At 36.8% G+C, this 21,797-nt stretch carries 13 protein-coding genes; 12 read left to right on the top strand and 1 reads right to left on the bottom strand.

The window, feature by feature from the left end:
- Nucleotides 1-244 precede the first annotated feature (244 nt).
- From F580_RS0106070 to F580_RS0106130, 11 genes are all read left to right on the top strand, one after another.
- The gene (locus F580_RS0106070; protein ID WP_019026807.1) at nt 245-3,163 is read left to right on the top strand and encodes an insulinase family protein; all 2,919 of its coding nucleotides are present in this window, start codon (nt 245-247) and stop codon (nt 3,161-3,163) included.
- 499 nt (nt 3,164-3,662) lie between these two features.
- Complete coding sequence (locus F580_RS0106075; protein ID WP_019026808.1) at nt 3,663-4,667, top strand: SEL1-like repeat protein; 1,005 nt, start codon at nt 3,663-3,665, stop codon at nt 4,665-4,667.
- 1,254 nt (nt 4,668-5,921) lie between these two features.
- Nucleotides 5,922-6,728 (top strand): alpha/beta fold hydrolase, encoded by an 807-nt coding sequence (locus F580_RS25430; protein ID WP_019026810.1) that lies wholly within the window; start codon nt 5,922-5,924, stop codon nt 6,726-6,728.
- A 365-nt stretch (nt 6,729-7,093) separates the two neighbouring features.
- Entirely contained in the window at nt 7,094-7,987 is an 894-nt protein-coding gene (locus tag F580_RS0106090) for a DUF2306 domain-containing protein (protein WP_019026811.1), read from the top strand.
- Nucleotides 7,988-8,364: 377 nt separating this feature from the next.
- Complete coding sequence (locus F580_RS0106100; RefSeq protein ID WP_019026813.1) at nt 8,365-9,075, top strand: DUF4386 domain-containing protein; 711 nt, start codon at nt 8,365-8,367, stop codon at nt 9,073-9,075.
- A gap of 53 nt (nt 9,076-9,128) precedes the next feature.
- Nucleotides 9,129-9,743 (top strand): hypothetical protein, encoded by a 615-nt coding sequence (locus F580_RS0106105; RefSeq protein ID WP_019026814.1) that lies wholly within the window; start codon nt 9,129-9,131, stop codon nt 9,741-9,743.
- A gap of 82 nt (nt 9,744-9,825) precedes the next feature.
- Nucleotides 9,826-10,965 carry a helix-turn-helix transcriptional regulator gene (locus tag F580_RS0106110; protein ID WP_019026815.1) on the top strand — a complete coding sequence of 380 codons (1,140 nt, stop codon included), beginning with the start codon at nt 9,826-9,828 and terminating at the stop codon, nt 10,963-10,965.
- 349 nt (nt 10,966-11,314) lie between these two features.
- Entirely contained in the window at nt 11,315-12,100 is a 786-nt protein-coding gene (locus F580_RS0106115; RefSeq protein ID WP_019026816.1) for a Tll0287-like domain-containing protein, read from the top strand.
- Between the two features lie 59 nt (nt 12,101-12,159).
- Nucleotides 12,160-12,768 carry a substrate-binding periplasmic protein gene (locus F580_RS0106120; protein WP_169338297.1) on the top strand — a complete coding sequence of 203 codons (609 nt, stop codon included), beginning with the start codon at nt 12,160-12,162 and terminating at the stop codon, nt 12,766-12,768.
- 270 nt (nt 12,769-13,038) lie between these two features.
- A complete protein-coding gene (locus F580_RS0106125) occupies nt 13,039-17,013 on the top strand; it encodes a two-component regulator propeller domain-containing protein (protein WP_083926955.1) in 3,975 nt (1,324 codons plus the stop codon).
- 13 nt (nt 17,014-17,026) lie between these two features.
- Complete coding sequence (locus F580_RS0106130; RefSeq protein ID WP_019026819.1) at nt 17,027-18,244, top strand: diguanylate cyclase; 1,218 nt, start codon at nt 17,027-17,029, stop codon at nt 18,242-18,244.
- A 52-nt stretch (nt 18,245-18,296) separates the two neighbouring features.
- On the opposite strand, the gene F580_RS0106135 is transcribed toward F580_RS0106130, so the two are convergent.
- Nucleotides 18,297-19,649 (bottom strand): alanine/glycine:cation symporter family protein, encoded by a 1,353-nt coding sequence (locus F580_RS0106135; protein ID WP_019026820.1) that lies wholly within the window; start codon nt 19,647-19,649, stop codon nt 18,297-18,299.
- Nucleotides 19,650-20,142: 493 nt separating this feature from the next.
- Between F580_RS0106135 and F580_RS0106140 the strand changes: the two genes are divergently transcribed.
- Nucleotides 20,143-21,222 carry a tetratricopeptide repeat protein gene (locus F580_RS0106140; RefSeq protein ID WP_019026821.1) on the top strand — a complete coding sequence of 360 codons (1,080 nt, stop codon included), beginning with the start codon at nt 20,143-20,145 and terminating at the stop codon, nt 21,220-21,222.
- Nucleotides 21,223-21,797: the final 575 nt, after the last annotated feature.

A 21,797-nucleotide genomic window follows, 5' to 3' on the forward strand; every position in this document is an offset into this window, starting at 1 on the left:
TAAAGGTTGATATCGCCACCACACGTCAAGTCGGCAAGAATACTCAAGCTAAATCGGCATGCCATAGGTAAAAAAATGGCGTTTATATTGGCTATTTTAGCTGTTTTTATACTCAGGCCATAATTGAGTTAATATTATGTTACATGTTGTGAATTTAATACGTTCACTAAGCCATTTTTAATGTGTATATTACTGCAAACTATTGATTAATAATGATCTTAAAGTGTGTATCACAAGGATAATAATGAGAAAAAACAACGTTACTTTAATCGCAACTTTAGTTGCCGCTGTATTAGGTGTTAGTACACTTAGCGGTTGCAATACCACAGAGTCTACAGCTAACACTCAATCAGTATTAGCTAACTCGCTATTAGCCAACCAAACGGTGATTAAAAGTCAAAATGATCAACGTCTTTACCGTTATGTAGAGCTCGATAATGGCTTAAAAGTAATACTCGTTTCTGACAGTAGCGCTGATAAATCTGCTGCATCAATGGATGTACATATAGGTCACATGGCTGATCCTGAAGATCGTGAAGGTCTTGCCCATTTCTTAGAACATATGTTGTTTTTAGGTACTGATAAATACCCTAAAGTGGGTGAATACAATGAATATTTAAAAGCGAATGGCGGTTGGTCAAACGCAGGAACAGGCCAAGAGCATACCAATTATTTTTTCCAAGTAAATCAAGACTCCTTAAAAGAAGCCACCGACCGTTTTGCGCAATTCTTTATCTCGCCTAGTTTAGATAAGCAATACGTAGACCGTGAAAAAAATGCGGTTCACTCTGAATACAGCATGAAGATTAAAGATGATGCTCGCCGTATCAGAGAAGTATTAAAAGATACGCGCAACCCAGCACATCCATCAAGTCAATTCTCGGTAGGTAATTTAGATACCTTAGCGGATCGCGAAAATGATCTACTTATTGATGACTTAAAAGCACTTTATAAAGAGAATTATACTGCCAGTCGTATGTCACTTTCATTAGTGGGCCGTGAAGATCTAGACACATTAGAAAAATGGGCGCGTGAAATGTTTTCAGCGATTCCAAATAATGGTTCAAAGTCTACACCGGTAACGATGAAGCCCTATTTAGCGGAGCAGTTAGGCGTACAAATTAATATAGAGCCAATGAAAGATACACGAAAGCTAACCTTGGCATTTCCTGTTACTAAGTCAACTCAGTATTTTGAAGAGAAGCCACTGAGACTTATCTCGTCTTTACTGGGTCAAGAAGGCAAAGGCAGTTTATATAGCCATCTTAAAAACCAAGGCTTAATCGAATCTTTAGGTACAGGCGCTTATGGTCCTGATGATTTTGACCGCGTTAGCATAACTATGACACTGACACCTAAAGGTCTAGCTGATTATAAACAAGTTACTGAAGCGGTATTTTCTTATTTAGCACTGTTATCAAATGAGAAATACAACCAAGCGTACTTTAAAGAACAAGCCGCTATTTCAAAAAATAGCTTTGATTTTTTAGAAAAACAGGGTGCTGCAGATACGGCTAGTCACCTTTCGCGACAGTTACAGTACTTTTCACCAAAAAATATTTTAAATGAAGGCTATTTGTATAATGACTATTCTCATCAATTAGTGACTGAATATTTGGCGCAGTTAACACCTGAGAATATGCGCTTAGTATTAGTTGCTAAAGGTTTAACAACGGATAAAGTTCAGCCTGAATATAATACGCCTTATTCCATGACTAAAATCAGTTCAGAAGACATTAGTCGTTATCAATCACCTAAAACGATTGATGCCTTTTCGTTGCCTGCGCCTAACCCGTTTATTGCTACTAACCTAACAATGAAGAAAATAGAGTCAGATGTAAACAAGCCAGTGGTTGTTTTTGAAAAATCAGGTTTTACCTTGTGGCACAAGCAAGACACTGAGTTTAAAGTGCCTAAAGCCTCTGTTAACGTACAGATATATTCTGACCAAGCAGGAAAAGATGTTTTATCTCGTGCTCAAAACTATCTTTACAGTGCGTTATTAAAAGACAGTTTAAATGAGTTTGGTTATCCGGCTAAAGAAGCTGGATTATACTATAACGTTTGGTCTACTAGTGCAGGAATGGGCTTTGGCGTAAATGGCTATGATGAAAAACAAGCCATGCTGTTAAGTACTATTAATAAACGTATTCGACATTTGGATATTGATGACGCGGCTTTTAATTTACACAAAGCTCGCTTAGTACGACAATGGAATAATGCTAAATTTGATCGCCCATACAGCCAAGCACGGGCAGCGTTAAGACAAATACAGCGTACTAAAACCTATTCAGCTAAAGCATTAGCCAGTGCACTTTCAACGGTAACACCAAAACATCTAGCGCAATATATTAACGATTTCCATAAGGCGATTGAAGTTGAAGTATTGGTTCACGGTAATATGCTAAAAGCAGAGTCTGTTCAAATGGGCAAAACGCTTTATGCGCTTAATATGACAAACTCTACCGCTAAAGAACGTGCTAATAAAGTTGTTAAGTTAAACAAGACCAGTCATGAATTGATTCAAGACATAGTAGTAGACCATAACGATTCAACCATCGTTGAAAGCTACATTAGTAATGATGATTCATTTGAAAATCGCGCTAAATATGGTTTGTTTGGTAGCATGATTAGCGCTCCTTTCTTTAAATCTCTGCGTACCGATCAGCAACTTGGCTATATTGTCAGTGGTCGAAATACCAAGTTACAAAATCTACCGGGTTTGTCCTTTTTAGTTCAATCACCTAAAGCGGGTCCGGTTGAATTAAAACGCCGTATCGATCAATTCATGACTGATTTCAAAGGGTCATTAAATGAGATGACCGCTGAAAAATTTGATGAATACAAACAAGGGCTGATTAAAGATTTACAAGCCAAAGATAAAAACTTAAATGAGCGTACACGACATTACTGGTCAGAAATTAATGACAAGATGTTTAATTTTAATAGCAAAGAAAAAATTGTTGCTGAAGTTGAAAAATTAACCCATAACGATATGAAAGCGTTTTTCTCTTCAGTAATTGAGAAAATTCAACCTATTATTGTGCGAAGCTTTGGTACGGCCCATCAAGGTGATGAAGATTACAAAAAAGCTTTAAAAGACAAGAGCATTTGTCGCACTGAACCGTGTTTTACTAATGAACTTGAAAAGGTTGTCAGATAATTATTATTGTCTAATTAAGTGAATGTTGAAATGTTTAATACATTGCTTAATAAGTTGAATAATAAGTAAATTCACTTGTTTACTTGCTCAAAAAGGCCTCATTGTTTGAGGCCTTTTTTTGTTCTTAACCTTATCCATAAATATGCCGTAACTGTGTTTACAAGCTACGTTCAATGGTATTGTGCTACCCATAATAACTTGGTGGTAATTAGTGGGCATCCATCAGTATCTGACCGAATTTATTATCAAAGCCTGCACAATAAAGAGTTCACCTTGACCGCTTAATGGAATGTTTTGTGGTTTTCTTATAGTGGCTTCAATCTTTGCTAATAATCCCTGCACTTTAATTTTATAATTAGACTGTTCTAACAAAGGTTCAATTCGCCACCTCGTGCGTGAATTTTTTACATCTGCTTCTGTCTCTGATGATACAATCAATTTATATAGATAAAACCTAGCTAATCAATACTATTAGTTGGTAAATAACAAGGTTACTCCAGTGGAATATAAAGAAATTGAATTTAAAAAGATCACTATTGATCACTTAACATGCCAGTCTTGTAGTTCTAAGCAGCATAGAGTTATTGGAAAACTGACTTATCTGTATTTTTTTATAGAAAGCATACCCTTTGTCCCGGTTAAAAAGTCCATCAATATCGTCTGTGATAATTGTGATAGCGCTTTTGATGTCGACTCACTTTCATCGTCTGCCTATAAAACACTTAGCAAAAAACTATTCAAATTCTATGCCCTGATCCCCATGTATACCGGCGTTATTATGATTTTACTGGCGTTGTCTTATTGGCAGTATGATAAATATCAGGTCAATATACTCAGTAAAGAATATATTGAAAGCCCTAAAGTTAATGATTTTTATTATATTAATCAAACGAGTATTAACGATAAAATACCACCCAATAAAAAGTATGTCTTGGGCAAGGTGGTCAGCCTTACTCCTAACACCGTTTCTTTAGTGTTTTCGCGTTATCTTTTTGAAAACAAGTCCTCTTTAGCAAATGACATACAAGGTGCCAAGGTCATAGATGCCGAGTATTTCAATAAAAAGCATCATGTATTTACCCGCGAAAAACTGATTAACTTCTATCAAAACGAGACGGTATTATTGGTGCTACGTCCGAAAAACTCAAAGTTGTTTGGCACCATAGTACTGACAAGCAATATCAGTGTTAATAGGCAGGAAAAAGGTTATCGTGAAAATAGAATAGGTTTATCTTTTATGTTAGATGCTGATAATAAAGCAAGTTTAGAAGACGCCGAAAGATTTTTCTTGGAATCTGCCAATAAAGGTTATGTTCAAGGCCAACTTAATTTAGCTCGTTTGTATCTTGACACCAATAAAATAAACCTAGCATTAGAGTGGTCAAAAATAGCAGCATTAAAAGGTTATGATTTGGCGATAGAATTTTATACTCAACACTGTAGTTCTAGTGAAGATTGCGATGTAGCCGCCTTTAATGCAGAACTCATCGAAGCAGGATTTTAATTAACAGGGCAATAAAAAGTAACTTAACTTATTAGGCTACCCATAATAACTTTTGTCTATTTAAATCAATATACATAATCAAGGGTCAGAATCCTTGATTTATTCTCTTCTAAGTAACATGAAATTAAGTTGTTGATTTATAAGCAAAGCACAAAAGTATAAACACCGTCATATTCGAAGTCTCTGATCGAAGATCCATTGTCTCCGTTACACATTCTAACTTAGCAAACGTTCGGGCGTAAACACCCTCCTACAGTGTGTGCCTGTAGGAGCTGGCTTTAGCCGCGAACATTGCTAGATTCAGGAGAATGTGCGTCAGGATAATATGCGTCAAGATAATTGCTCCTGCATTATCTTCATAAGGTACGTCCTGTACCGTCTGCATTGTCTAATAAGTGCCACCCATGACATAAGGCACAAGCGCGAATAAATTCCCGCCTACGGGAGTGACGGTTAATAGGTTTGGTGGACTTGCGGATAAAAATGTTACTAGTAGATGGTTGGGGCGCAGCCGCTGATTTGCTAATAAGTCACATCCATATGACGTCTGCATTGTCTAATAAGCTACATCCATGCAGCGTCATGATGAACACTTTCATTCATTTCAGTGTTTGTTCAAGCAGAATTGGTGCTTGTTGGTCGCGTGTTATTTTTAACTGTCATTCCCGAAGTGATTTTTGGTCAATTTAGAAAAAAGGATGGATCCTCGACTAAGCCAGCTCGAGGATGACAATAGTTAACTAATCAGCCGTGCCAAATATTCCTATTCCTATTCCCATCTCAGCAATTCAATCTCCAACTAGCAAATAATCAAGAGGTCTGACCCCTTGATTTGTAGTGTTCAAAAAATAAACAGCTTTAACACCAACCCCCTTCAAAAGCACTGAAAAAGCAATTGTTTGAAAAATAATTGCAAAAATACGTTTGAATAGGCCCATTACGACGTAAATTTCCTACATTCGTCTAAAGTCCATACCTCAAATTACCCAAAATTAAGATGTATGACATGAAAGAGCAATTTAAGGAAACACACTATGTCTAGTTTATTCGCGGCATGTTTCTTACCATAAACGTTTACACCATGAATACTGAAACCTATTTGGCTAAATCAATGCCAACGATTTTACTTAAATTCATATGAATTCTCCTTTAATGTTTGACTGTTTGCACTTTCAATATGGCACATCGGTGCTCATTAAATGGGGAGTCCATATCATTCCTTAGCAGGAATCAAAGCAATAAGGAACCTAATATATGAAATCGATAATATGTGTTTGTCTACTATCGTGTTTAACATCTTTAAATCTCTACGCAGCAAAATTTGAGGTTGATAATGTCGTTATCGATTACCAGATAACAGGAAAGGGCGAGCCTCTACTTATTTTGCATGGGGGCTTTGGCTCTAAAGAAGCTATGCGGCCACAAATTGAGTACTTAAAAAATAATTTTCAAGTAATCGCTGTAGATTCAAGAGAGCATGGGTTAAGTACGTCTGGTAAGAAACCTATTTCATATGAACTAATGTACAAAGACACCCTAGCTCTAACAAAAAAACTGGGTTTTAAAAAAATAAATATACTTGGTTACAGCGATGGTGCGATTCTTGGGCTAATGATGGCATCACGTAATCCAGATTTGGTAAATAAAATGGTGGTTATAGGTGCTAATTATCATTGGAACGCTATAAACGAGAAGGACCGTAAAGAATTCTCGAAATATAAAGCTACAGATATGCCTGCTGCAATGAAGGATAATTATTTAAAGCACGACAAGGGATTGAAAGGATTTGAAAATCACTTTAATGAAATGATATCGATGTTCTTAACGTCACCAAATATGACAACTGATGATATAAGTAAGATAAAAGCAGAAGTTCTTATTATAGCCGGAGATCAAGAAATGATTAATATTTCGCATACGATTTCCATGTTCCACTCCATTAAAAAATCACAGCTATTTGTGATCCCTGGCGTTGGTCATCGGTTCCAAAAAAAGCTTAAGTTAGTTAATGGGGTTATCGGTGATTTCATGTTACCGAAACAGACTAATGCTAGTGAATAGCCGTTGTATTAAGTTCCTTCAATAACCAAGACGAGCGGCTAATCGGGTAGCTGGAGGTTTCTAACGTCCAGCCCCCACAACACCCTGCATGCGGCTCCGCATAGTTTGTTTGTAACGAGCTAAGAATTGTTTAGTAGTTAACCTTCAGAGATCTGAGAATGACTGCCGTTAGTTTTAATTCTTTATCGATATTTATACCGAATTTAAAAATTAATAAATGTACCCCTCAAAATCTTCAAAAACAGTAAAAAATTTCATTTTTAGATAAATAATTGAAATAATACGTTCGAATATGCCCATTAAGACGATTTTGGTTAGTTATTTCCTCATCCTATGCAACATGTTGTAAATAATAGGACTTAATAATGGAAAATAACTATGGTGACGTTTCTAACGCACACCTAATAATAAATGACACGATAAAAACAGAGGCACATAAAAGATCATCTACAAAGGTCGCTAATCAATCGTTGAAATACACAACCATGTTTTGGTTTATAACAACGTTAGTTGGACAGTGGTTTTTCTTTTATTACATCATGGCCTTTTACGGGTTTTCAGTAATTAACGATAATATGGAGATTTGGAATCGATGGGAACCTATGGGCAGTACGCCTTTCCATGCGGGGGATTTTTCAGGTAACCTCGCTTTTGCAGCACATGCCATTGGTGCCGGCATTGTGGCATTTGGTGGCGCATTGCAATTAATACCCAAAATCCGTAACTCCTTTCCGAAATTTCATAAAATAAATGGTTATGTATACCTAACAACGGTGTTTTGCTTGGCGGTGTCTGGCTTCTATCTTGTGTGGATAAGAGATCCTGACCCGATTGACCTTTCAGGCATTGGTACAACCATTAATGGCTTTTTAATACTGGGGTTTGCCTACTTTACAGTGCGCCGCGCTATAGATAAGGATATCACTAGTCATCGAAAATGGGCTTTGCGGTTATTTCTGGTATCAAATGCTCAATGGATTTTAAGGATTGGCGTGTTCAGCTACATGGTAACAGGAACCTTGTTTGGAACGAGCCCAGCATTCGGCGATCCGTTTTTCCCTATGTGGACCTTTGGCTGTTTTGTTTTGCCTCTTGGAATGCTGCAAATGTATTTTTATGCAAAAGAAAAGCGGAGTAACAGCGTTAAGTTTGCAACAAGTGGTGTGTTGTTCGTCACGACAATACTCATGATACTAGGCATGGTTGGTTTTACTCCATTTCTTTTCACTGTCATGTCAGATGGACCAATTACATTTTAGATATTACTCGAAGTAAAAGATTACGAAGTGGAGCAATTTATTTATTATGATTGCTCCATCGCCGCACTTCTCCATTACTGGACTTCTCCATATATTAATCGGTTTTCTGTTGTGATTTATATTGTGCTTTCTGTTGTAATTGCTTGAGTCAAAAATCATGTAAAAAGAAAACGGCTCCACTATTTTAATACTAAATCGACAAATAACACTGGGTTTAAAATCAGTAGCTGTAATCCAACAATCTTCAAAGAACAGTAAAAAAGGCAGTTTTTTCAAAATAATTGAAATAATACGTGCGAATATGCCCATTAAGACGCCAGCACGACTAAATTGGCGTACTTTTCATATCAAAACCGATTACTTGAAAAAGGAATGATATGACTAACACATCATCTAACGTGAAAAATAACTATACAAAAATTGCAGGGATAACCTATGCGCTCATCATTGTATTATCACTGATCCCCAGCGCTATTTTTGATTTTGGTTCGCTATTAAAAGCAAAAAATGCTGCCGATAACATTATTGGTCAAGAGGGCATTATTGGACTTAGTATTGCCATCGAGTTCTTAATGTTTATCTTAGTTATGGTACTTTCTTGGGCGCTTTATATTATTTTAAAACCGGTGAATAAAAGCATAGCCTTGTTTGGTTTAATGTTTAGGTTCTCAGAAGCAGTGTTAGGGTGCGTTGTTATTATGTTCTATCTAGCGATATTAATGCTGTTAAGCGGCGCTGACTATTTACAAGCATTTCAACCAGAACAATTACAGGCGTTAGCGAGATTTTTTGGGAAATTAGGTGGCGTTGGTTATTACCTCCTATTGGTCACCATGGGCATTGGTGCGATTGCTTATTGTTACTTGTTCTATATTTCCCGTTATATTCCTAGAGTTTTAGCTGCTTGGGGGATTTTTACCTATGCAACAATGGTTGCGTATGGCTTTATCAATATAATTGTACATAACCCACCATCAGAGTTGGCTTATGCTATGGCACCTGGTGCATTGTTTGAGGTAACCATCGGCCTTTGGTTAGCTTTTAAGGGCATATCAGTAAAACAGAGCCAAACGGCCTCAATAGAGTAGGTTGAACTCAAGACAAGCTAGTAATATGAACAATCATTAGACGGAGAATTTAAATGAAAAATTTAACGATGAGTTTCAGTAACTATAGTCGCTGGGATTCTCGACTTTTTATTATTGCGGGGTGTTTTATGTTGATAAACACTGCAATTTTGTGGATTCGTTATTACTCAAACAATCAGTTATCCATTTTATGGGCTGCAATACCTGCGATTATTGGTTTAGCATCAGGTGTGTTTGGGCTAATTAAGCTATATCCTCGAGCCTCTGTTAACGCTCCCCTAATGGCTAAAGCAGGCGCTGGTTTTGCGTTGTTGGCAGGCACTTCACTTAGCTTGGCTACGATATGGATTTTTGCTGTTTCTGTCTTTGTTGAGGGAATACCAGATCCTGCTCCTCAAGGGCTTCTTGGGTTAATAGTAATATTTATGATAGCGATGGTATTAGCGTTTTTTAGCAATGCAATGGCGTTTTTACGACAAAGTGCTCAACGACAAGTCGGTTACTTGTTAACGGTGCCTCTAGCTATGTGGGGGATTATGCTAGTGGTAGGGACCATAAAGGGGATGGAAGTCGGTCTCTCGCTTGACTATTACACTAATGGTATTATTGCTGCTGCCTTTTTAGCGTTAGGGTTTACCCTTAAAGCAAGCCACATTGCAGAGAGTTAAGGTTTTCTGACGATATATGGATTTAAGGGCACTTTAACTTTATAATTACTGGAGTCACAAAATCTTTTTATCTGGTAATGAAATGGTCAATATTTTTCCCACCGTTATATATTCCTTCATGATGGGAATGACAGTATTCGCTTTATTAGACGTTTTTAATCGACCAAAAGAAAGACAAACCGTTTTTCTTAAAGGCCTTTTGTTGTTATTACTGATGCATTTGGCCGGTGAGCTTTTTATATATTCAGGTGCCTTTGTTTATGCGCCAGGCTTAGTAGGTGCACACCTTCCGTTTAGAGTTTTACTTGGACCGGCGCTTTATTTTTATGCTCACGCCACTATGTCACCAGACAAAAAAATAGGTAAACGGTTGTGGGTACTCACTTTATCTGGACCTATTCTAGTTTTGCTGGTAATGCTTCCTTTTATATTTATGATTAGCCCCGCAGAAAAACTGGCTTTAGCTAATCCATTAACTAGAGATCCGGAACTCTGGAAAATAGCCGTGTTTACTTGTTTATCCACGACATTTGTCTTTATTTTATACACAATTTCATTCTTATTAATGGCCTTAAAACTCCATAATTCCCACCGTCAACAACTCTTGGAGCGCTTTTCTGATATTGAGCAACGTTCAGTTGATTGGTTTAGACCTGTGCTGTTAATTTGGGGAACTGTATGGCTAATGTATGCAGTCGAGTTTTCTCTCGGTGCGTTGGGTTGGTTTTGGTTTGGCTCAGGGAAATTGCTGCCAATTCTTGAAACTATTGGGCTGGCTATTTTTATACAGAAGGCATTAAATCAAAAAGTGCTTAACCAATCTGAGAAAGGTTTACCTAGTGCTAGTCAGGCTAGAACAGCGTTACTTAGCGCTGAAAAAATGCAATTGATTGCATCAAAATTGGAACATGCAATGAACGAAGAAAAGTTGTTCTTGCAAGATAATTTATCGCTAAACAAGCTATCTGAATCCATCTCTGAAACTGAAAACCACATTTCAGAAACACTCTCTCAATTTTTACATACCAAATTTTTCCAATTTGTTAATGGTTTTCGAGTCGAAGAAGCGAAGAGGGCTTTACAGAATAGCGACAAGCTAATCACTAGTATCGCTTTTGACGTTGGTTTTAATTCTAAATCGACATTCAATACATCGTTTAAAAAAACAGTTGGTTATAGCCCGTCAGCTTACCGAAATTTACTACTCGATAATAAACAATAAGTACGCTGACTAAACAAGGTTTGGTTAAGTTAATGACATTGGATTGCTAAAAGGAGACGTTAGGTTTAATGGCTAACATGAACTTTTTGCTGATGGCGAAGTAATTAGTTTTTCAACCCTTAACACCTGAATATATACGCAATAAAATTCCAGCATACCTACAATAAAGAAGCACATAAATTGAAAAGTGTCATATTAAATCTCAGCAATCTTGGTGATTTCGTTAAGTTGAAAAACTGATTTTTCCAGTCTAAACTGATATGAATCCTTCATATCAGTTAACCTGAACCAAATGGTAAAAGTCCTGACACTCCTTATTTTTCTATGTTTCAGCCTGTCGTCTTTCAGTATGAACAATATTGAAACTGCTAAAGACTCTGATGCCAAGGTTTTTATAGATGAAGTGTCAAATATATATATGGCATCGACATATTATATTTTTAAACAACAATCGTTGATTAATCAAAAAGGAGGAGATAAATCAGCTTTATTTGGCAAGCCTTTTATAAACAATATTAAGAATGCCTATGAATCAAAGTTTGATAAGAAATTTCCTAAAGAGAATCGTCGATTATTCACTACATTGTTAAAAGCGATGATTGACGTGATGGAGGATAATCGTACCCTCATTTATGATGATGAACTAAGTTTTAAAGGTCTTATTCCTGCAATATTTGCCTTTCAACTTTCTGAAAAGCTTAGGCGAAAAGGCTTGGGCGTAAAAATTAAATTTACTAATTTCCCTAGTTCAATAAGAAATAAACTTAACTTACCTGACCTGTGGGAAGTCACGGCAATGGAGAATTTTAAGCGGTATAATGAAAAAGCTTATTTCGATGATGAAGCAACTTTGAATGGTATTCCTGCCTATCGCTATTTTGTTCCAATGAAGCTAGAAAGGTTTTGTCTTAATTGTCATGGTATTCCAAAACAAAACCCTCTAAATATAGGGTTACAAAAATCACAATGGAGCAATATTGATATGACGGGCTTTGAAATGGAAAACTGGCAATTAGGCGATTTTGGTGGCGGACTGAGTGTCACTATATATAAAAAAGACTTTTTGGAGCTAGAACAGCTATGCGAACTAAACTACATATCTACTTTTGCTTGTCATTTTTTTGCTCTGGAATAATCAATGCTGAGACAATAAAAGTTGGAGTGGTTGAATTCCCTCCTCATATAGACTTCTCTGTGAATATATCTAAATCCAAAGCCCATCAATATGTTGATGATATTTTGAAAGGTATATACTCAAAAGTGGTATTTAAAACGTACTCAAGGGGGCAAGCGTTAATAGAATTGGATAGCGGGACTATTGACTTATTATTTCCTGTGGATGTTTATGAAGAAAAACTGAGGCATTTATCAAAACCCTTATTTTCTACTGTACCAGGATTGTGTTTTAAGAAGAAAAATTTTATCCCCATCTTAAGTGCATTACATAGGCTAAAAGGATTAAATATTGGGGTGGCAACTGGCAGTCCGGTATTGCCAGAGTTAAAGCGTTCGGGTGTTAACCTTATAATATTAACTGAAGATGACCCCTTACGACAAGCTGTAGAAATGCTGATGTCAGACAACCTTGATGCTTTTTATCATCCAAGTCCAATGCAAATATACAACCTCGATAATCCACTATCAAAGAAGCTGGCTTGCTCAAAGTTCCATGGATATCCTTCAGGTTTTTATCTTGCTGTTAAAAAAAATATGAGAGACGAAACCTATAGAACTATTGATGAAGCTTTTTCACATGCTCTAGATATAAAGTCCTATGATGATTTTTATTTAGAAAATAAATAGCGTCAACAACCTCTCTGTTTATCCATTACTTCTGTTGTTGGGAAACTTCTTTTATAGTCGAAATTTAACACTAAATTCATGATGTAGGATTTCGAGGAGTCTTATTTTAAAAACAACTTAACGGTAATATTTGTCCGAGTATTCAAATATTTACAGCCTATTTAATCATGTAGACTCTAGATTTGATCTATACTAATAAAGTTTAATAACCTTTGTTTCTATAAAATTATACTTTTGATTTATAGATGTATAAAATGGAATTACTGAGCAATGAAATTCTTAAAATCAATCAAAAATATAATCTTTCATCAGACCGTAAGCCAGCTAAAATTCTCTAAAAATTTATTCATATTAATACCCTTCTCTTTGTTTTTATCCATGACGAGTGCTGCAAACAATTTACGAGTCAAGCATATCTCAATGGCTGACGGACTTCCAAACCCTTCTATTATATGCCAGTTACAAGATCACAAGGGATTCATGTGGTTTGGTACCAAAAAAGGCCTCGCCCGCTATGATGGTTATGAGTTTACCTTGTATCAACAGGACAGTAATGTCCCACATTCAATATCGCATAGTTACATTACCGCTTTGTATGAAGACAAGTTCGGTTACATATGGATTGGTACTGATGGAGGCGGATTAAATCGATTTGACCCTGTAACAGAAAGGTTTAGACAATATCAACATCAAGCGGATAATGCAGCTAGTCTCAGTAATAATACAGTGTTTGCAATTGAATCTGCACTTGACGATAAGTTATGGATAGCAACAGCCAATGGTCTAAACCTTTTTGATACTAAAGCAGAAACCTTCGAAGTTTTTCGTCATCAAAGAAATATACCAACGACTTTATCTGCTAACAGTATCCGTTCGATATTGAGTAATCAGGATGGAAGTTTGTGGATAGGATTTAACAATGGCGTACTGGACTGGTTTGACCCCAGTTCGGGTATGATTAAACACTTTCGAATCCCTTTATTAGACGTTCATAGAATTAGTTTATCTGCACTTCAAAATATAAATTCCGACAGTAATATACTGTTAATTGGTACTGCCAATAATGGGTTATTTCGTTTCGATGCAGTCAATAATAAATGGACACATTATCAACACGATACAAAAGATATAAATAGTTTATCTGACAATGGAGTGAATACCATCTATGAAGATACTAGTCGTCGTATTTGGATAGGTACCAGTCAAGGCCTTAATTTATTTAACCCTCAAACGCAAAGCTTTACGGTATTTCGAACGAGTCAAATAGATGTAACGGGGCTTAATGATGACTTCATACAAAGCGTTATTGAAGATGATTCTGGCATGCTTTGGTTCGGCACTTGGTTTGCAGGTTTGAATATATTAGATCCCAGAACAATCAGTTTCAATACATTAATAAATGATCCAGCCATTCCTACAAGTTTGATGAGTAACATCGTTAATGCCATTCACATCTCGCCAAAGGGGGATCTATGGGTTGCTACGAATAAGGGGTTAAACCTAAGAAAAAAAGGTCAAAATAACTTTCAAAAATTTATACACACTCCTAATGATCTTAAAAGTTTAAGTAATAATGCAATTAATAGTATTCTGATCGATGATACAGCCACTCTATGGGTTGGTACCAAAAGAGGTGGCGTTAACCGATGGAATGAAAAAACACAACGCTTTACTCACTACTCGAGTGAACAAATTGGTGATAAAAATCTTAGTCATAACAGCGTACAAGACATACTACAACGAGCAAATGGAGAAATATGGGTTTCAACCCACAAAGGGTTAAATCTTTGGGATCCCATTAAAGCTAACTTTAAAACATTCATACACGAACCAAACAATTCTCAGAGTTTGAGTGATAATTATTTATACCAGCTTTATGAGGACTCTGAACAACGCTTATGGATAGCCTCACACTATGGCGGCCTTAATCTGTGGCTTGACCAATCAGAAACGTTTCAATCTTTTACCCATCAGGCTAACAATAAGGCAAGCCTTAGTCATAACTTTGTTACTTCAATTCATGAAGACAATCAAAATAATTTATGGATAGGTACCGCAGGAGGCGGACTTAACAAAGCAATAATCAGAGATATTAATGGTAAATTAGAGGTCGATTTTGAACATACCTCCATCAAGCAAGGTTTGAGGAGTGATATCATCACCTCAATTGTAAATGATAACTCAGGTAATATTTGGATAAGTACTGCCACAGGAATAAGTCTCGTTGACCCTAACAGCAAAAAGGTTACCAACTTCGGTAGAGTCGAAGGTGCTCAAACAGGAGGATACCTTATCGGTTCATCAGCTCAAGATGCTCAAGGGGTAATATATTTTGGAGGCATTAATGGTCTGTCATATTTTTCGCCGGAACATGTAGTCACTGAATCTATTTTGCCTAAAGTGGCATTTACGGAGTTTCGATTGCTGAACAAATCAGTGAAGGCAGATCCTGATAATAAATATGCTGTTTTAGAGAGGAGTATACAATATACCAATCATATAATATTGAATTATCAGCAGTCCGTTTTTTCAATTAAATTTACGGCATTAGATTTCAATGAGCCTTCAATGAATCAATATCGTTACCAACTCATTGGTTTTGACGAACAATGGATAAATACAGATTCGAAGCGTCGAGAAGTTACCTACACAAACTTATCATCTGGAGAGTACACATTTCAAATACAAGCCAGTAATAGTCAAGGTGTGTGGAATGAAAAAGGACGTCATATTAAGTTAACAATTCTCCCTCCACCTTGGAAAACATGGTGGGCCTATGTAATATACGGCTTTTTTTTATTGAGTTTAGCTTTAGCCTTTATGTATTCGCAAAGAAAGAAGGTCATTTTTGAGCGAAATGTTAATGCACTATTAGAAGGTAAAATAGTAGAGCGCACAGCTGATATTCTTAAGCTTAGTGAAATAGGTAAGGAACTAACAGCAACCTTGGATCGTGAGCAAACTTTTGAAAAAGTCTACCGTCAGGTCAGTGCTAGGCTTGATACTCATGTTTTTGCAATAAACCTTTATTTGCAAGAATATGACGAACTACATGAAGTTTACGTAATGGAAGCAGGTAAGCGTGACACAGGAATAAAATACAGCATGAATGAAACTGAACGCCCCGCCGTGTGGTGTGTTCGTGAACAACAAGAGCTGATAACTAACCACTATACAGAAATACTCAATTTTGTTAGTTCAGCATTGCCGCCGAAAAAAGGCGGGCAACCAGAATCAATTGTTTATCTACCGCTGATTGTAACAGGTACTGTCATTGGCTGCCTAACGGTGCAAAGCCAGCATTCCAATGCTTATTCATCAAGTCAGATCGAATTTCTTCGAGCATTGGCAAGTTACACAGCTATTGCGCTTGATAATGCTGGTGTTCACCAGCAGTTGAGTCAGGCTCATGAGTCACTTAAAGAAACTCAACGACAGCTAGTGATGACTGAGAAAATGTCGTCATTAGGCAGACTCACCGCAGGTGTAGCGCACGAAATTAACAACCCAACTAATTTTGCTTATGCGGCCGTTTATTTGATGCAAGACGAGATAGATAAAATTAAGGTTTTTCTAAAACAACTAGCAGGCGGTGAAAATGCAGACGTCGAAGTTGTTAACGCTCTCGATGAAAAATTCGAGAAATTGATTAAATTGGCAAAGACGGCTTGTGAAGGTACCAATCGAATAAAAGTTATTGTAGAAGATCTACGCACCTTTGCCCGGTTAGATGATGCTAAGCAAGCAAAAATACAAGTGTCTGAGTTAATTACTTCAACAGTCCATTTAGTTAAAACTCAGTTCGAAGATATAACAATCAATACTGAATTTGAATACGACCCGGTTTTAAAGTGTTTCCCATCTAAGCTAAACCAAGTATTTATGAATATTATAGTGAATGCTTGCCAAAGTATTAAAACTAAAATAAAACAAAATCATCAACTAAACTCTAAGGATAAACTATTAGGCTTGATCACTATTAGTACTTCAAAGCATGATAACTATTTAGTCGTTCATATAAAAGATAATGGCTGTGGTATGGATAAACAAACTCAGCAAAAGGTATGTGAGCCTTTTTTCACCACCAAAGATGTTGGTAGTGGCACAGGACTAGGTATGGCTATTTCATTTGGAATTATAGAAGAGCATGGTGGGTTATTAAAAATTTCATCTAGTTTGGATGAGAGTTCTGAATTCTCAGTGTATCTACCTGTAGATATTAATACAGAAGATAATAAAAATTAAGGAATAACAATTAATGTCAGTCTTTAATATCAAAAACTTACCCAAAAATTCTGATATCGAATCACATAAACCTTTGATCATGTTAGTTGATGACGAGATTGAAAATATAAACGTATTACGACAATTATTAGAAGAAAATTTCCAGATAATCACAGGCCTGAACGGTGCAGAAGCCATAGATTTAATTGATAACATGGTTGATCCCACAAAAATCCAATTAATCATTACTGATCAACGTATGCCTATCGTCACAGGTGTTGAGTTCTTAGAAAAAATTGTTGATCGCATGCCCGATACCATACGAATTATTTTAACTGGGTATTCAGACACTCAAGTGATTATTGATGCTATCAATAAAGCAAAATTATATAAATTCATGACAAAACCGTTTGATCCCGTTGAGCTTTCCATGACAGTTAAAAGAGGGGTAGAAGCTTATCAAATGCGAAAGGCTTTAATTGATTATGCCGCTAACTTAGAACAACTTGTTGAAGAAAGAACAGAAAAGCTCAATGAAAAAAATGAAGCTCTTAATCAAGCTTTGAATTCGTTAGAACAACTTAGCATGAGTGACCAATTAACAGGCGTCCATAACAGACATTTTTTGGACAAGTTTATGCCTCAAGAATTGTCAAAATTAAAGCGATCTCAAGCCGATAATTCTGACGAAAGTATTGGTTTTTTAATGATAGATATTGATTTGTTCAAAAAGGTTAATGATAGTTATGGGCATGATGCAGGGGATAAGGTACTCGTGCAATTCACTAAAATTTTAGGTCGAAGCTGTAGAGAATCAGATTGGCTAATTAGATGGGGAGGGGAAGAGTTTGTGATAGTTGCACGAGGTCAATCAATTGAAGGACTAGAACAATTAGCTGAAAGAATTAGAATCCATGTTGAAATACATTTGTTTGACTTAGGCTGCCAACAAACAATCAACTGTAGTTGTTCTATTGGAATTACCTGTTTTCCATTTCTTAAAAATCATTTTGACTCCTTAACTTGGGAACAAACACTTAACTTTGCGGATCTTGCCTTATATCTGGCAAAGAATAATGGAAGAAACACGTGGGTCAGTTTGATTGAAAATGCAAGCAATATTGATAATCAGCTAACCAGTAACCATGGAAAAATATTTTATGAAAGGGTAATGACAAATTTAGTAGATTTGATTGAACAAAAGCAGGTGCTATACCATACGCCAATTCTAGATAAACAGTTAAAGTTCTAACTTATTAACAAATTAGTTTTATCTAAATCAAGGGGGCAGACCCCTTGATCATTTATAGGAAATCTTTTATATATTTTTGTGTGGCTTTTCTCACCTTTGAGGAGAGTAATAACGTCGATATCATGGTTGGAATTGCCATTAAAGCATACATGAAGGTGATGAAATTAATCACCATAGACAAGGATGCTACAGCGCCTACGATAATAAGCATCAGGTAAAACTGCTTATAAACCCTTTCAAATGTTTGACCAAACAGAAACTCACTACACTTACTACCGTAATACCAAAAAGTTAACACCGTGCTAGTACTGAGAAAAAATACCATTACCATTAACAGGTAACTGCCTATATTTGGAAAGGTTTGTTCAAAGGCATAAACCGTCATGCCAACGCCTTGATGATCTGTTTGCCATGCACCGGTAACTAATACCGCTAAAGCAGTACATGTGCAGACAATTAACGTATCAACAATGGGGCCAAATGATGCAACAAACCCTTCTCGAATGGGTTGATTAGTTTTAACTGCTCCATGCGCTAAAGATTCAGTGCCTATACCGGCTTCGTTAGAAAAAGCACCTCGCTGAACTCCGATAATAATAACAGTACCTATAAGTCCTCCAGCAGCAGAGCCTGGATTAAATGCACCAGAAAAAATAAGCATAAATGTTTCCGGTATTTTATGGTAGTTCATTACCAGTAGTACTAATGTCATTATAAAATAGCCGATGACCATAATCGGAACAACTTTTGTGACTACCGCGGTAATTCGCGTTAATTTCCCCATGACAATCCAAGAAATCATCATAAATAATGCAAGGCCAACTAACAGATCGAAAGTGAAGTGATTGTCTGTCTCCGCGAGTCCATATGGGATGGCAATAACATCTCTTAATATTTGCACTAATTGATTTATTTGAAAAAGAGGCAAGGCACCAAATATGCAACCGATGCAAAATAACCAAGCTAGGGGCAGCCATTTTTTATCTAAACCTTCTCTAATGACATACATTGGCCCGCCCTGTAATTTACCACTGCGGTCTTCACCTCGATACATAACCGCTAAAGATGCGGTATAAAATTTTGTTGCAATACCAACGATTGCTGTCAACCACATCCAAAATATTGCTCCTGGCCCGCCCATGGTAATGGCGACAGCTACCCCGGCAATATTTCCAAGACCTAGCGTTCCTGACAGCGCGACAATTAACGCTTGAAAGTGACTAATATCTCCTTTGGTATTCTTTTCATTGTCATATTTGCCACCAATAATACTAATAGCATGGGCAAGCCTTTTATAGGGAGTAAGTCTAGAGTGAATAACAAAATAAGCGCCGCCACCGACAAGTAACAAAACCATGGGAAGCCCCCAGGCAAAGTTAACCAAAGTAACTAATATATCTTCCATTTGAACCTTTTATTAAATGTGTCAACGTATTGATAAAGAAGCTAATACTATATTCTAGGTTAAAACAGATCTACAGTTATTAACTCAGAAAAATTAGATATATCGGTTTTTTGTCACTCTATTGCTCACGAAGCAGTGGCAGTACATGCACGAGTTGTGTAGTAAGTAAAAGGGGCTAAAACTAGAAACATCAAAGAAGATAAATGGGTCCATAATTGCGGTCAGGTAGACTTTAGATGATTTGTCACAGAGGCGACTACACCCAGAAGAAATAGTGACACTACAGCCATTATTTTCTCCTCCCTTTGGAATTAAAGCTTATCAGGCTAGCCATATAATCTGTGTAATTACTCATTAGCATAGGTGGCATAGTTATTTAATTAACCGAAAGCAAACTACGAAGTCATTAGTACAAAGTGCTTGTCTATTTTATAAACGAATGTTATAAAAATACCATAAATAAAAATATATTAATCAACAATAGGTTTTGATAATGGATTATCGTGAGTCGACAGTGACTTTAGGCATAACGGACAAATTACTTTGCCCTTGTTGCGGTAGCCAACAACATCGTGTCAATTCAGTGATTACTTATAGTTTTTATTTTTTTGAGTACTTGCCTATTTTTCCGGTAAAGCGTGATACACGAGTAGAATGTTTACAGTGTCAAAACCTAGCAGAGGTTACTCATAACACCTCGGTTCGAAAACTTATTTTCTCTGATTTTAGTTTGGCATTTTTCAATAAGCTACGCTTGCTTAGTACGTTTACTGGCAGCATTATTATCATGCTACTGCTGAGTTATTACTTTTCTGAAGAACAAGAAAAACACCGTCAGAGCCAAGCGTATATCGAAGCACCTAAAATTAACGACTTTTATTATTTAGACTATCGAAAAACGTCAGGAGATCGACGTCCACACCACAAATATCGACTTGCTAAAGTTGTAGATATTACCGGTGGCAGAGTATCTCTTACTTATGGTAATTACTTTTATCCATTAAAAAATTCTTTGAATAATGGTGTTCGTTATGGTCACAGTAGAAATTTTGATTATTTCGAACAACAACGACATAATTTTTCTTCTGTAGAGTTAGATAGCTTGTTTGAACAAGGTTTTATCTATCGAGTAGTGCGGCCAGAGTTTATTTCGATCGGTAGAAATAGAGCGGTTTATATGATTGATGGCAACCCTGTGACTAACACTACAGTGGCGAAAGAAGAGTGGTTCTATATCCCAGGCAAGCGCGAAAATACCCAAGGGGTGGCTTTCCTTAAAGCACGATATATTAAAGATGGTATTGAGCAAGCTTTTATATTATTGAAAAAATCGGCAGAATTAGGCTATGCACCAGGACAAACCAACTTGGCTGAACTCTACTTAACTTTCACCGACGTTGAAGGAAGTGGTGATGTAGAAAATGCTGCACGTTGGTTATTTCAGGCTGCTTTGCAAGGTTATCAGCCCGCAATCGAAAAATATCGTGTGATCTGTCAGCTGGAAGAAGCTTGCCATATTGAAGACTTTTATCGAGCGTTAAACGAAGCCGGCACTAGTTATCGGATTAATTAAACGCTGAAATTTATAAGCCCAATAGTAGCAACGAGTGTAACTAACATCATATGCTTACTAGTAAAGCTTCTTTAATTGGGAACTTATCAGGCCTGCCATAATAACTTGTCGCGGTGGCGACGACACCCAAAAGAGATGAGGGGCTAAACCTACTGCACCTAAGTTAAGCCCTTTGAAATCCCCCTGCGCTCTAACAAACGACTTCTTCAATTCGCTCAAGTGTTATTCGAGGCTCTTTCAAGTCAAGGCACTGAAGTCACATCAGGGGCATACTGTCAGGAGAATATGCTCAGAAGAATATGCATCCTGCATTCTATAATAAGTCACATATATGCAGCGTCATGATGAACACACGTGAACACTTTCATTTATTTCAGCGTTTGTTCAAGCAGACTGGGTGTTTGTTTCTTTTATGGTATTTAACTTACACGTTAAAAAATCATTTGTTAGTTGGTTTACAACACCCAAGGGGAGGCGCGGCGGTACGTCGTCCCTTGGGTGTTGTCGCCACCGCGACGCTAAACAGGAAAGCAAACTCCAAGTGTATCTATTAATCACCAGAGTTATGATAACGA

Origin of the sequence: Colwellia piezophila ATCC BAA-637 (assembly GCF_000378625.1) — a bacterium.
GTDB lineage: Bacteria > Pseudomonadota > Gammaproteobacteria > Enterobacterales > Alteromonadaceae > Colwellia > Colwellia piezophila.

Excerpts from the sequence above, each read along its gene's own strand:
- F580_RS0106135 (WP_019026820.1), bottom strand. The coding sequence starts at position 19,649 with ATGGAAGATATATTAGTTACTTTGGTTAACTTTGCCTGGGGGCTTCCC.
- F580_RS25430 (WP_019026810.1), top strand. The coding sequence starts at position 5,922 with ATGAAATCGATAATATGTGTTTGTCTACTATCGTGTTTAACATCTTTA.
- F580_RS0106110 (WP_019026815.1), top strand. The coding sequence starts at position 9,826 with ATGGTCAATATTTTTCCCACCGTTATATATTCCTTCATGATGGGAATG.
- F580_RS0106105 (WP_019026814.1), top strand. The coding sequence starts at position 9,129 with ATGAAAAATTTAACGATGAGTTTCAGTAACTATAGTCGCTGGGATTCT.
- F580_RS0106090 (WP_019026811.1), top strand. The coding sequence starts at position 7,094 with ATGGAAAATAACTATGGTGACGTTTCTAACGCACACCTAATAATAAAT.
- F580_RS0106115 (WP_019026816.1), top strand. The coding sequence starts at position 11,315 with ATGAACAATATTGAAACTGCTAAAGACTCTGATGCCAAGGTTTTTATA.
- F580_RS0106070 (WP_019026807.1), top strand. The coding sequence starts at position 245 with ATGAGAAAAAACAACGTTACTTTAATCGCAACTTTAGTTGCCGCTGTA.
- F580_RS0106130 (WP_019026819.1), top strand. The coding sequence starts at position 17,027 with ATGTCAGTCTTTAATATCAAAAACTTACCCAAAAATTCTGATATCGAA.
- F580_RS0106140 (WP_019026821.1), top strand. The coding sequence starts at position 20,143 with ATGGATTATCGTGAGTCGACAGTGACTTTAGGCATAACGGACAAATTA.
- F580_RS0106100 (WP_019026813.1), top strand. The coding sequence starts at position 8,365 with ATGACTAACACATCATCTAACGTGAAAAATAACTATACAAAAATTGCA.
- F580_RS0106125 (WP_083926955.1), top strand. The coding sequence starts at position 13,039 with ATGAAATTCTTAAAATCAATCAAAAATATAATCTTTCATCAGACCGTA.